Origin of the sequence: Sphingopyxis sp. BSNA05 (assembly GCF_013265645.1) — a bacterium.
GTDB lineage: Bacteria > Pseudomonadota > Alphaproteobacteria > Sphingomonadales > Sphingomonadaceae > Parasphingorhabdus.
This window is the reverse complement of the sequence record NZ_PYIA01000114.1, coordinates 13,782-27,663: the sequence shown is the minus strand read 5'-3', so window position 1 is coordinate 27,663 and position 13,882 is coordinate 13,782. Positions and strand designations below refer to the sequence as shown.

Genomic DNA, 13,882 nt, shown 5'->3' with positions numbered 1-13,882 from the left:
TGTTTCCCTTTGTTTTCTGAATTCAAAAATGACCGCGAATGCCGGCATAGGCAGATCTACCGGGCGAAACGAAACTGAACACCTGTTCATAACGCTCATTGAACAGGTTTTCAACGCGCCCGAACAGCTCGAGATTGCCGGCAATTTTGACGCGACCGTTCAGGTTGATCAGCAGATAGTCGTCGAGGCGGACATCGACCGGCACATAGCTGGGGTCGGTGAAGGCCACATCCTGCTGCGCGCCATTATAGCGGCCCACCAAGGTTACCCCGGCCTTGTCGTCCGGCAAGTGCCAGTCGATGGCGATGCTTCCGATATGTTTCGGCCGGCGCACTTCCTGCACGCCATTTTCACGCGCCCGCATATAGGTATAGCTGCCGTTGATCCGCCAACTGTCATCCAGATCGATTTCGAGCCAGGTCTCGACGCCGTTACGCTTCGAAAGACTGTCCCGGTTGGCCGGCGTCGCGGCGAAGGTCGGTGGCAGATAGGTCGTGTAGATTTCGTCTTCCAGTTCGCTTTCGAAATAGGTCAGTCCGATCTTGCCGCGACCCTGGAGGAAATTCTGCGTAACGCCGACTTCCCATCCTTCCGACTTTTCCGGGGTCAGGTCCGGGTTACCGATATACTGGCCGTCAAAATAGCCGAACAGTTCGAAGAATCCGGGATTCTTGACGCCGGTGCCATAGGCCGCCTGCAACCGGGTTCCGGTGGGCAGCAAATAGGCACCCTGCACGCGATAGGTGGTCACATTGGCGAAGCCGTCATTATCATCATAGCGGATCGCCGCGCTGAACGATGCACGGCCGCCGGCTTCCAGTTCGTAGAGGCCGACCAGTCCGAGATTCTCGTTGCTTCTTTCTCCGGTGAAGGCGAATCCGGACGGGTCGTCGTTCCGGTAGGTCTCGCGTTCGATGTCGGTAGCAAAGGTCACCCGGTGCTCGAGCGCGCCACCAGTGAATTTTGCAGTCGTTTCATAGCTGCCCTTGAGGCGCTTGCCGATGCTGCCGGAGCTTTGCGATCCACCGGAAAATCCGCGCCTTTCGCTATTGGCAAATTGCGCGGAGGCCCGGTGCGACCAGCGACCGTCCATCAGATCTAGCTCGGCTTTCACCAGACCATAGAGACCCTGATTTTCAAAGCCCCGGCCCGGGCTGTCGATGATCTGTCCAAAATTCGGGCTCGTCGTATCGCCTTCGGTGCCGTTAAAATCACCGCTATTTTCGGAATAGCGGGCGACGACACCGAAGCTCAAATTGTCGGTCGCTTGCAGATTGCCGACAAAGGCGACTGCCGCTGTATCGCTGCCCAGATCACGGGTTCCGCCGCGCGCATTGGGCTGGCCGTCGGTGCTGACCATCGTTGCGGTGACGACATAGTCAAAAGCACCCGTCTTTCCGCCAAGGCGGGCGGCGCTGTTGACGCTGTTGAACGAACCCGCCTCGATCCGCGCCGACAGGCCCGGAGCGGCTGCGCCGCTAAGGGTGCGGTAATGCACCACGCCACCGATGGCGTCCGATCCGTACAGAGCGCTTTGCTGGCCTCTCAATATCTCGATCTGTGCTCTATCGTCAGCGATCAGTGTTCCGACATCGAATTCGCCAAAGAAGGGATCGGAAACCTCTATCCCGTCGATCAGGAAAAGCGTGTGATTGCCTTCCGCACCACGCAGTCGCAACTGGGTCTGTCCGGCGACAATGCTGACGGCGACACCGGGCACGTCGCGAAGCACTTCGGAAACCTCGCGTACCTGGCGGTTGACGATCTGGCTGCCGTCAATCACAGTCAACGAGCCTGCCTGAATATCCGGTGCGATAGCCTCGCCCGAACGGGTTCCGGTGACGACAATCAGTTCATCGCTGCCCACCTGGTCCGGATTGTCCTGGGCAAAGGCGGCTGGAGCGGACAACAGAGCGACGCTACCCAGAAGCCGGGAAGTCAGTTGTTTGAATTTCGGCATGACTATATTTCCTTGTGTTAACGACCAATATTGCCGTTACGCAGGGAAAAGCCCCGTTCACCCGACACACCCCGTCCGGCTGAAGAACGACGATAACAGGCAGGTCTCCTGACTTGCGGATCGCTGTCGATACACCGCCTTCCCAGATCCGGAGATCCAGTGGCATTTGGCATATCGACTAGCCGCTTACAGTTGCGGGGGCAGTACCGGATTTGAAGCAGGCCGGAGCCAGCTTCTCACCGATTTCCCTTTGAATTCTCGATTAAGAGAAACCCGATATCTGGCGCCCCATTCGCCGAAAATGATTCGCGTTGCAAGCCCCAATATGAACTGAGCCATGCAATATTCATGTCGATATGTGGCGCTGGAAAAAATCTGCAATTAGCGTTCGGGCCGGCAACTGCCGAGAAATTTTTAGCGGGAGTACGTTGGATTCTGCTTCGCTCCTGGATTTCAGTTATGCTATAGAGACGGTCTCAATTTAGGAATGATAGTCATGATTGCATTTTTGAGTATTGCCTTGTTCAGCACTGTATCCGCCGTAACAATCGCCGACGCGGAAACCGCGCGTATTGCCTATTCCAACTGCCTCGTCGAGTTCACAGGAGCTCAGCTTGACGAGAAAACCGGGACAGGCGCTTTCAAGAAGGCTGCAAAGACAGCCTGCACCGCGGAACGTGAAGCGATGATCTCCGCCATCAAAAAAGACGAGATTACTTACGGCAGCTCGGATGAGGAAGCGGCAAGCTTTGCCATGGAAGAAGCCGACGGTGTGCTGTTTGCATTTACCGATAGCTATGCGGGTTACATGAGTTCGAACACGCGGCCCGTCAAACAGGATTGACCGGTCGGGCTGATCCGCGCGCGCCATCGCCATATTGGCGGGCGCGCGCCGGACAGGCATAGAGGCAGAGTCGATATAGCCTCCGCCCAGGCAAATTCCTTCGCTATTATGTGGTTGCAGCCTCTGGCTGCGAACCTTTTTCCTGCGATCGCTGTTGGCGAAGCGTATCAATCTGCATCGCATGACATTGGCGGAACCCGCCCGATTCATGGTCCTGCCTGTGCTGTCTGCGATGCGATATAACAGCATAGGGGTGCTTAAACATTGCCCGAAGGGGCCAATGGCTGTACGGGCGGCATCAATGTGCGGAATTAGTCCGGCGCCTACGCCTCCATCGCACCATCAAGGAAACATGAACCCAAATGCCGCCATTTTCACCACCTACATTCCAGGAACGCACTCAAATGGCGGCCAAAGCCAAGCAGGCTGCGCTCAAGAAGCTGAAGGCCAAGCCGCCGCTCAGCGATGAAGTCATCGCCGAACGCAAGGCGGCCGAGCTCGCGCGGGAGCAGAAACGCGCGGCTGCAAGCGAAGCGAAACGTGCAGCTTTTGAACAGGCGAAAGCAGAGCGCAAAGCCGCCAAGGAAAAGGCCAAGCCCAAACTGGCGCTCGGCCTGACGGAAGCTGAAAAGAAAGCCGCCCGTGACGCGCGCTATGCCGAGCGGAAAAACGCCGGAAATAACGCGCCGACGCCAATTCCCGGAAGCGATCACAAGACTCCGTCGTCCTGAAGTTCGGACCGGTTATACCGTCAAAAGTACATCCGGAGAGGGTTTGTTTCCGGGCCTGATCGCAGGCATCAGGCACACTGCGCCGACGCTTTGCTAGACAGGGCCTCCAAATTCGAGCAGTTATCAGGCGGTTATGACAACCAGACTAATCCCTCTCAGCGCTCTTTTGCTCGGCTCTCTGTTCCTGCTGATCGCCGGCGGAATCAACGGGCTGATCCTTCCACTGCGCGGATCGGAGGAAGGCTTTAGCGCCTTTTCCCTCGGATTGCTGGGGACAGGTTGGGCTGCCGGCTATGTACTCGGCTGCCTTTACACGCCTTTGCTGGTATCCCGGGTTGGGCATATCCGGGTGTTCGGGACGCTCGCGGCGACCGCTGCGATTGCCATATTATTATCGGCGATGTTCCCCAGTCCCTGGAGCTGGATCCCGTTGCGGGCCGTATCGGGTTTCTGTTTCGCCGGGGCCGCAATGATCGTCGAAAGCTGGCTGAACGAAGAAGTCGATTCCTCTATCCGCGGCCGCGTTTTCGGGACCTATACGATGATCAATCTGGTTGGAACGACCGGCGGACAGATGATCCTGATCGGTGCCGATATATCCACCGCCTGGTTTTTCATGCTGGCGGCTATCTTCTATTGTCTGGCGCTGATCCCGACCACGATCAGTTCGAACCGCGCGCCGTCACCGCTGTTCGAGGTCAAGCTCAACATCCCCCAACTCTGGCGCAATTCCCCCGTCGCCGTGTTCGCCGTCCTGATGATCGGGATATCCAACGGCAGCTTCGGCGCATTGGCGCCGGTTTATGCGAATAATATCGGTCTGGACGTAACGGCCATCGTCCTGTTTTGCAGCGTCCCGATTCTTGCCGGGGCGCTGTCCCAGATCCCCGTCGGCCGCGCCTCTGACCGGTCTGACCGCCGAAAAGTGCTGATAATTCTGGCTCTGGTGGCAATGGCGGCCGACGGCGCATTCATATTTCTCCGGCCTGACACCGGCATCGCAAATATCCTGATCAGCGCATTGCTGGGGGCGGCGATTTTTGCCATGTACCCTATCGTCGTGGCGCATGCCAACGACCATGCCGATCCGGGGCAGTTCATCCAGACCAGCGGCGGGCTGCTGATGGTCTTCGGCATCGGTTCAATTGCCGGACCGTTCATCGCTGGTCTCGCCTTGACCTTTTTCGGGCCGATGGCGCTGTTTTCAACCCTTTTTGCAGCGCATCTTTCCATAGTCCTGTTCGCCCTGTTGCGCGTATGGCGGCGGGAGCAGGTGGACGCCGAAGACAAGGCGAGTTTCCAGAATATACCCTTTGCGCGAAACAGCACGCCAGAAACCGAAGTGCTTGCCGATCGGGAGAATCACGCCTGACCAGCGGCCGGCTCTGCTCCCCGCGCGGGTCGCGAACGATGGAGGGAGGCAACGTCGGTATATTGGCATGCGCATGGCTTTGCCGCTGTGCAAGGCAATGACCGAGAACAAGCTCCGGTCCGGAACACGCCCGCAGAACAGGGCTTTTGGCAGCCAATTCGCTCCTGAGATATTGCGAGGCTCAGGCCGCTATTGGTCTCAATAGCAGCGGAGAATCGCTTTTTGGACAGGACGGTTCACAAAAGCGTAATAGCTGCTATACCGCCGCCATATTTGAAAGCCGATGTCGCAGGGGACATTTAATTTTTCGGCTTTGCAGTGGGTTCGATAGGTTTTCCGGTCGGACGTGTTTTTCCCTTAAATTTGAACTTGAACCACAAGAGGGTTATTTGAACTATTTAAAAACGAGCGCATCGCTCGCGGTTATCGCGGCGCTGGGCTGTGCATCAGCACAAGCTCAAGAATCAGTATCAGGGGATACGAACAAAGGCGTGACCGAGATCGTGGTTACCGCGACAAAACGCAGCGCCAATCTGCAGGATGTTCCGATCGCTGTGCAGGCGCTTGGCGAAGAAACGCTCGATCAGCTGGGCGTTACCGTATTTGACGATTATCTGCAGCAATTGCCCGGCGTGACAGCCGGAGGCGGTGGGCCGGGGCAAAGCACGATCTATATTCGTGGTCTGGCATCGACGACGCCAAATCTGACCACAGCCGGAGTCGCCGGACTGGCGCCCAATGTAGCGCTTTACCTCGACGAACAGCCTGTGTCTCAGCCGGGTCGCAATCTCGACGTCTATGCCGCCGATCTCGAGCGCGTAGAAGTATTGTCGGGACCGCAGGGCACATTATTCGGTGCCAGCTCGCAAGCGGGCACAGTGCGCCTGATCACCAACAAACCTGTTATCGGACAGTTTCAGGCGAAGGTAAAATCCGGTCTCGCTTTCACGAAAAGCGGTGACCCGAGCTATAATATCGAAGCCATGGTCAATATCCCGGTGACCGACAGCTTCGCCGTCCGTGCGGTTGGCTATTATGACAACAAGGGCGGCTATATCGACAATGTAGCCGGTACGCGCAGCACTGCCGACAGTGCCCGTTTCCGCTCTGCCGGCACGGTGCGCGACAATGGCGTTCCCGTGAGCGCTTCCCGCGACGGTCTGCAGTCGGGCGCTGACTTGTCCGGTGTCAATTTCATATTGGCAGACAATTCGGCCCTGGCCGAAAAGAATTTCAACGACACGCAATATCTCGGCTTTCGCGTTGGCGGCAAATATGAATTCTCGAATGACTGGAGCCTGACTGTGGCCCATGCCCGTCAGGGTCTGGACTCCGACGGCGTGTTCTTCGAAGATCCGACGCTCGACGACTTGCAGATAGAACGTTTCGAACAGGATGAAATCCAGGATGATTTCAGCAATACGAGCTGGACCCTGGAAGGCCGCATTGGTGCGCTGGAACTGGTTTACACCGGTGCCTATACCAAGCGCGAAACGTCGCAGCGGGTCGATTATTCCGACTATCTGTTCGTTGGCCAGTATCTGCCTTACTATATCTGTGATGGTTCGGTTTCTTATCCGGGCGGGGCACCCACCGGGACTTGCCAGGCACCGAATCTGCTGGTCAACTCACGGACAGAGACGGAAGTGATGACGCACGAGCTGCGCTTCAACACTCCTGCCGATAACCCGCTACGCCTGACCGCTGGTGGCTTCTACAGCGATCTGGAATTGTCAGAGCGCAATGACTTTACCTATCCTGGCAGCACCGCGATAGATTTGTTCGGCGGTTCCTTTCCAGCCAATTTCTCCCAGCCCAACGCGTTCAATACGGATACAGGAGCCTATCCCGCAGGTGTCATATTCCGCAACGATGTGCGCCGCACCGACAAGCAATTCGGACTGTTCGGCGAAGCGACATATGATATTTCGGACCAGTTCGCGATCACTCTCGGCGCGCGCTATTATGACGTGAAAGTCGATCTCGAAGGCAGCGCCAATTCGTCTTTCTGCAATTCCAGCGGCGTTGACGAAAATGCGTTCGGCACCAATATCAGCGACCTTTATGACGGTGACGGCAGCTTTACCTTCATTGGCAGTTGCGATGACGCGCTGCGCCAGACCTTTACTCAGGGCCAGACGGTTGCCGATATTCAGGCTGCCGGGTTGAGCGAGGCGCAGGCACAGCAGGTGTTCAACTCGCTGAGCGCGCCGGACAAGGCGGCAACGGACGGCTTCATCTTCAAGGCCAATCTGACCTGGACGCCGACCGAGGATTTGCTTTTCTATGCAACCTATTCCGAAGGCTTCCGGCCAGGTCTGCTGAATCGTCCGGGCGGCGCGCAAAGCCCGGGTGGCTTTACCGTACCGTTCGCGCTCGAAACCGATGATGTGACCAATTATGAAATCGGCTGGAAAACCTCGCTCTTCGATAATCAGCTGCGATTCAACGGTAGCGCCTTCTTTGTCGATGTGCAGAATTTGCAGACCACGATTTTTGACACCGGCATCACCAATTTGTTCTTCTCGGACAATGCGGCGAATGCGGAGATCCGCGGTATCGAGGCAGATATCACAATCGCGCCTTATGCTGCCGATGGCCTGACCATCAGCGCGGCATTCTCGATCCTGGATACGGAGATCACCGACGTACTGACTCCGACCAATGATGTCGTCGAGGGACGCAGCCTTGCTTATGCGCCGAGTTTTCAGGGCAATATACGGGCCCGTTACGAATGGGAGGCTTTTGGTGACTGGACGGCGCATGTCCAGCCGCAGATTACCTATTCCGCCTCGTCCGCTACCGACATCATCGAGATCAACCGGATCACGCTGGACAGTTGGACTACCTTCGGACTTGCAGCGGGTGTGACGGACAACAGCTGGTCGTTTGAAATCTTTGGCGAGAATCTGACCGACGAAAGGGCCGAGATAAGCGGAAGTTTCGTTTATGATCGTGCGCGGATAACTGTAAATCGTCCGCTGACCGTGGGCGCCCGCATTTCTTTCGCCTATTGAGTTGAAGAAACATTTGGGGAGGCTCGCCGCTTGGCGGGCCTCCCCGGACATTGAGGACTATAAGCCAAAAACAGATGCCAGAATCCGGTCCTGATATCGAAGAGCAGCTGAAACTGGTCCGCACCCGAATGTATGAGGGGCAGTTTGATGCTGCGTTGCGCTTGGCGGATAGCGCCTTGCGGGCCGACTCAGAAAATATCGACGCTCTCTACATGAAGGCGGTTTGCGAGCGCTATCTGGGTCTTGGCGATGGCGCTCTTGCAAGCGTCGAACGTCTCAAGAGCCTGTCTCCCGATTTTGGCCGGGCGCATCAGGAAGAAGGTCATATCCTCAAGGCCGCAGGCGATCTGGACAAGGCGATGATTGCCTATCGGCGTGCATGCCAATGCAATCCCGCGCTGCAGGCCAGTTGGAGAGCGCAGGCCGAGATTCTGGAAAGCCGGGGCCATCACGATGCCGCTAAGGAGATGCGCGGACAGGAACAGCGGATCGGCAATATGCCAAAGCCATTGGTTGTGATTGCGAATCTTCTTTATGAGGGAAAGCTGCTCAAGGCCGAGGCGGCCTGCCGGCACTTCCTGCAAAACAATCCCCAGCATGTGGAGGCCATGCGCTTGCTGGCGGATATCGGTTCGCGGCTCGGAATATTGGAAGATGCGGATTTCCTGTTGGAAAGCGCACTGGAATTTGAACCGGATAACATTCAGGTACGGATCGACTATATCCAGGTGCTTCGCAAACGTCAGAAATTTGCAGAAGCATTGCAACAAAGCGAAACTCTCTATCGGCGGCAACCGGACAATCCGGTTTTCCAATCGCTCTACGCCATCGAGTCGATGCAGACCGGAGATTATGAACAGGCGCTGGAACTGTTTGACAAGGTCCTGCACCGCTTGCCTGATGATCCCGTCACACTGACATCTCGCGGGCATGCGCTGAAGACATTTGGTCGCCATGAAGAAGCGGTCCTGTCCTACCAAAGGGCCATTCAGTCGGATCCCGGTCATGGAGATGCATGGTATGGGTTGGCCAACCTGAAAATCTATCGCTTCAGCGACGAGGAACTGCATCAGATGGAGGCTCAGGAATCCGGCAATCGGCTGAGCTATCAAAACCGGATCCATATCGGATTCGCGCTGGGCAAGGCCTATGAAGACCGCGAGGATTATGACAGGTCTTTTGGCCATTATGATCGCGGAAACCGGTTGAAACGCGTACAGTCGCGCTATGACGCCGATCAAATGACGCATGAACTTGACCGCCAGATCGAGATTTGTACGGAAATGCTTTTTGACAAGCACACTGGCCAAGGCTGCGATGCTCCGGACCCGATTTTCATCCTCGGACTGCCGCGCGCGGGTTCGACCTTGCTGGAACAGATATTGGCGTCGCATAGCCAGATTGACGGTACGCTGGAATTGCCCAATATCCTGTCCCTCGCGCACCGGCTGCGGCGGACCAAGCAGGCGGGCAACGACTCTCTATATCCGGACAATCTTTTTCACCTCGACGCCGAACAACTGCGAGCGATGGGGCAGGAATATATCGACAGCACCCGAATTCACCGGAGTGGCGCACCATTTTTATCGATAAAATGCCTAATAATTTCCGGCACATCGGTTTGATCAAACTGATATTACCCAATGCCAGAATTATCGATGCGCGACGGGAGCCGATGGCCTGTTGCTTTTCCGGTTTCAAGCAGCTGTTCGCCGAGGGGCAGGAATTCACTTACGGGCTGCAGGACGTGGGGCAATATTACCGGGATTATGTTCGGTTGATGGACCATTGGGACAATGTACTACCCGGTGCTGTCCTGCGGGTGCAGCATGAAGATGTGCTCGACGATCTCGTCGGGCAGGTCCGCCGGATGCTCGATCATCTGGATTTGCCCTTTGAGCAGGCCTGTATCGATTTTCACCAGACCGAACGCGCTGTGCGTACTGCCAGTTCCGAGCAAGTGCGCCGGCCAATCACCAGAGCGAGTGTCGACTTGTGGCGCCGCTATCAATCACATTTGCAGCCGTTGAAAGATGCGTTGGGAAATAAAAAGATGGAGCCACGACAGTGAGCGGAACGGAAACAACTGCGGCGGATGTTGTCGATACGGATTATGAAACCGATTATGAAGCGGGACAGGACAATGTAAATACATTCGGTCTGGAAATGCACAATCCGGTGTTTTTCATCAGCGCCATTCTGATTATCGCGTTCGTGCTGCTGTCGTTGGTATTTCCGCATATCTCGCAAGACGGACTCGAGACAACCAAAGCCTGGACGCTGCGATATTTTGACTGGTTCTTCGTTATTGCCACGAATTTCGTGCTGTTCTTCTGTGTTGCTGTCGCCATCTCTCCTCTGGGAAAAATCCGACTGGGCGGGCAGGGGGCCAAGCCGGAATTCACTATGGTCTCTTGGATAGCCATGCTGTTCTCCGCCGGTGTCGGCATTGGCATGCTGTTCTACGGTGCCGCCGAACCAATGGCCTATTATACCGACTGGGGTGGCACACCGCTCAATGCCGAAGCGCTGACGCCCGAGGCCGAACGCCTGGCGCTCGGCGCGACCGTGTTCCATTGGGGCCTCACGCCATGGGCGGTCTACGCCGTGATCGGGCTGGCGCTCGCTTTCTTCTCCTTCAACAAGGGATTGCCGCTCACCATACGCTCGACTTTTTACCCGATATTGGGTGACCGGATTTGGGGGTGGCCTGGCCATCTTATCGATATTCTCGCCGTGATCGCGACGCTTTTCGGGCTGGCAACCTCGCTCGGTTTTGGCGCGCAACAGGCTGCCACCGGAATATCTTTCCTGTTCGGGGTCGATGCGAGCCTGACATCGCAGCTCTTGCTGATCGTTGTCATCTCCGGACTGGCGATCATTTCGGTGATCCGCGGCATTGACGGCGGCATCAAGCTGTTGAGCAACATCAATATGTTTCTGGCCGCATTGCTGCTCGCCTTTGTATTTGTCGCAGGTCCGACGATGCAGATATTCCAGGGCTTCGGAACTGCTGTCGCCAGCTATGCGGAATATGCCATACCTTTGAGTGACTGGACCGGTCGTGAGGATAAGATCTGGTATCATGGCTGGACGATATTCTACTGGGCCTGGTGGATCAGCTGGTCGCCATTCGTCGGCATGTTCATCGCCCGGATTTCAAGGGGACGGACCATCCGGCAATTTCTGACCGTGGTGCTCATTGTGCCGGTGATCGTCGCGATCATCTGGTTCACCACCTTCGGGGTGACGGCCATCGAGCAGGTGAAGGAAGGTGTCGGTCAATTACCCGCCGGTATCAGCGAAGTACCGCTGGTCCTATTCCAGATGCTCGAGAATATGCCATTCCCCTTTATCGCATCGTCTCTCGCCATCCTTCTTCTGATCGTATTCTTTGTAACATCTTCCGATTCCGGTTCGCTGGTAATCGACGCGATCACGGCTGGTGGCCGAACCGACGCGCCGGTTGCACAGCGCATCTTCTGGGCCGTATTGCAGGGCATGGTTGCAGCGGCGCTGCTGGTCGGCGGCGGTGCCACGGCATTGGGGACGCTGCAGGCCGGAGCAATAGCCAGTGGCCTGCCGTTTACCGTGGTGCTGCTGGTCTGTTGCTACAGTCTGTTCAAGGGGCTGATGTCGGAATATCGTCTGCTGAGCGCGAGGAAGCCGGACGCCTAGGATTAATTTAGACGGTCCGCTTGTACCAGGCTTTGGCATAATATCAGGGCCCTGGGGCAATTGACGAGCGACAGGTGACCTACGCTGCGAAGCGACGCTTGGCGAAACGACGCTTGGCGAAACGACGCTTGGGCGATGGCCTATGTGCATACTGCCGACCCTCAGGGGCAGTGGGTAAGCGACAAGACCATCAATTCAATTTTCTGTTTAAGCCACCTTAGATAACTGCTATCTATTGCCAATGCGGCTGGACAATTTCGATCTCAATCTGCTGGTGGCTTTTGATGTGCTGTTGCAGGAGCGCAACGTGACCCGTGCCGCCAACCGCCTCAACGTCACCCAGGCAGCCATGAGCGCTGCCCTGAAGCGGCTGAGGGAATCCTTTGAAGACGACATATTGAAGCAACATGGCAAGAAGATGATACCGACCGCGCGGGCGATCGCCCTAGCCCCGGAAATCTCCAGGACCATAATGCAGTTGCGCAGTCTGATTTCCAGCGGGAAGGGATTCGATCCCCAGACATCGGATCGCCGCTTCAAGATTGCGGCATCCGATTATATCACCACCGTACTGATCGTCCCCTTGCTTGACGTGTTGCAACGCGAGGCTCCGCATTTGCGGCTTGATATCTCTCTGCCCAATCACGACACGGTAGACCAGTTGATCAACGGCGAGCTTGATCTGTTTCTGACACCGGAAGATTTTGTGCACCCGGACCATCCGCGCGATCTGTTGTTCGAGGAGCGATATGTCGTCGTGGGCTGGTCCGGCAATCCGATCATGCAGAAGCCCCTAACGACCGAGAGCTTCTTCGGTTGCGGCCATATTGCCGTGCAGATTGGTCATCGCAATACTCTCATCGAACGGGCCCTGGAAATCCATGGGCTGGAAAGACGGGTCGAGATAACAGCACCATCATTCATCCAGGCGCCCTGGCTGATCCCGGGTACCATGCGGCTGTCGCTGATGCATGAAAGGCTGGCCCAAAAAGTGGCGCCGGCTGCTTCGCTGGTCATCGCCGAGCCGCCGATCAGTTTGCCGGTGATGCAGGAGATGATGCAGTTTCACGCCAGCCGCGAAACCGATGAAGCGTTGATATGGCTGCGCCGGAAATTGAAACAGGTCAGTGAGAGGCCGATGGGGTTGCCGAAGGCATCGTAGCGGGACCCTTTCGCAATGATCCAGATTTGCAGTGATCGCGGCCTTTCCCCGAATTATAACCTAGGACCAAACACCCGAATTTTTCTGGTTTTCAGGCTTCGAATTGCGAGCGGTGATCCGGGAACCTGCAAATCGCCATCGAAATCAGAGGTTTCCGACCCATTTTATCCATAAATAATATTTGTGAATACTGACATAAACAAATGATTTTTGCTATCTGCAAAAATGATTATTACTATTGTTGAAAGTGATTTTCGCAATTCGTGAATCTGGCTTATTCACGAGACGGTATCAAGCCGCGGCGTACAAGCGGCAAAAACCGTGTTCAAAAGGGGAGGAAAAGAATGAAATTCCATACATGTAATGCGTCCGTATCCAAGGCCGCACTTTCGATAGCTCTGGTTTCCGCGATGTTTGCATCGCCGGCCGCGGCTCAGGATTCCGCCAGCGACGAAAGAGCGCAACGGTCCGGTGGACTGGACGTGATCGTCGTGACGGCGCAGCGTCGCGAGTCGCGGGTCCAAGTGGACGGGTGCTTTGTGGCTCTCCGAATCGGGTCCGTGCTGCCGGCGTATTGGGACGCAGTTCCGGTTGAACTTCTATTGGGACATCTCCCGCTATTCCGTACACCAGATCGACTTTCATCCCTTCAGGGTTGGTGAGCGTCACTCCCAGACCGCCGCCGGGTGTGTCGAGCTCGCGGATAGCGGTCGCGCCATGGTCCCTGACTGCGTTCTCCAGGTCTCTTTCACTGTCGACAAGGAAACCGAGGCTGGAAAAACCACGTTCTCCGGGACGGGCCTGATAACACCATGCATCGCCGCCGCCGGTTCTCATGACAAGATTGTCGTTGCTTTTCTCGACGGTGAGGAGACCGAAATCTTCCGCAAATTGTTGCGTTTTATCAAGATCGGTAACGGTGAAGGAAACGTGGTGAAGTGAACGGACTGGCATTGCTCTCTCGCTATTTGTTTGTGCAGCACATCGGGGTGCCGGCTTGAAACTTGTACCGAATTCAACGCAGAGCCGGGAGAAAGCAAACTGTTGTCTAAAATAGCAGCTATTTTGCGAAATGATTTCTTTCGAAAACGGCGGAACCATTTGGGGCCCGGCAATGC

The 13,882-nt window shown here is 56.1% G+C and carries 8 protein-coding genes, 1 pseudogene and 1 riboswitch; of the genes and pseudogenes, 8 read left to right on the top strand and 1 reads right to left on the bottom strand.

What is annotated here, in order from left to right; genetic code table 11:
- Positions 1-22: 22 nt before the first annotated feature.
- Complete coding sequence (locus C8024_RS13985) at positions 23-1,960, bottom strand: TonB-dependent siderophore receptor (RefSeq protein ID WP_173206264.1); 1,938 nt, start codon at positions 1,958-1,960, stop codon at positions 23-25.
- An 80-nt stretch (positions 1,961-2,040) separates the two neighbouring features.
- Positions 2,041-2,252: riboswitch (cobalamin riboswitch) on the bottom strand.
- 204 nt (positions 2,253-2,456) lie between these two features.
- On the opposite strand from C8024_RS13985, the gene C8024_RS13980 reads away from it, so the two are divergent.
- From C8024_RS13980 to C8024_RS13945, 8 genes and pseudogenes are all read left to right on the top strand, one after another.
- On the top strand, positions 2,457-2,804 hold the full coding sequence (locus tag C8024_RS13980) for a hypothetical protein (RefSeq protein ID WP_173206261.1): 348 nt from the start codon (positions 2,457-2,459) through the stop codon (positions 2,802-2,804).
- 362 nt (positions 2,805-3,166) lie between these two features.
- Entirely contained in the window at positions 3,167-3,535 is a 369-nt protein-coding gene (locus C8024_RS13975; RefSeq protein WP_173206258.1) for a DUF6481 family protein, read from the top strand.
- A gap of 133 nt (positions 3,536-3,668) precedes the next feature.
- Positions 3,669-4,907, top strand: a complete 1,239-nt coding sequence (locus C8024_RS13970) for an MFS transporter (RefSeq protein ID WP_173206255.1) — start codon at positions 3,669-3,671, stop codon at positions 4,905-4,907.
- Between the two features lie 389 nt (positions 4,908-5,296).
- A complete protein-coding gene (locus tag C8024_RS13965) occupies positions 5,297-7,924 on the top strand; it encodes a TonB-dependent receptor (protein ID WP_173206252.1) in 2,628 nt (875 codons plus the stop codon).
- A 74-nt stretch (positions 7,925-7,998) separates the two neighbouring features.
- Positions 7,999-9,995: pseudogene (locus C8024_RS13960) on the top strand (sulfotransferase).
- Positions 9,992-11,602, top strand: a complete 1,611-nt coding sequence (locus C8024_RS13955) for a BCCT family transporter (RefSeq protein WP_217272208.1) — start codon at positions 9,992-9,994, stop codon at positions 11,600-11,602. The pseudogene C8024_RS13960 and the gene C8024_RS13955 overlap by 4 nt, the downstream one beginning before the upstream one ends.
- Positions 11,603-11,843: 241 nt before the next feature.
- Positions 11,844-12,764, top strand: coding sequence for a LysR family transcriptional regulator (locus C8024_RS13950; protein WP_173206249.1), 921 nt, complete (start codon positions 11,844-11,846; stop codon positions 12,762-12,764).
- Positions 12,765-13,355: 591 nt separating this feature from the next.
- On the top strand, positions 13,356-13,706 hold the full coding sequence (locus tag C8024_RS13945) for a hypothetical protein (RefSeq protein ID WP_173206246.1): 351 nt from the start codon (positions 13,356-13,358) through the stop codon (positions 13,704-13,706).
- The last annotated feature ends 176 nt before the right edge of the window (positions 13,707-13,882 follow it).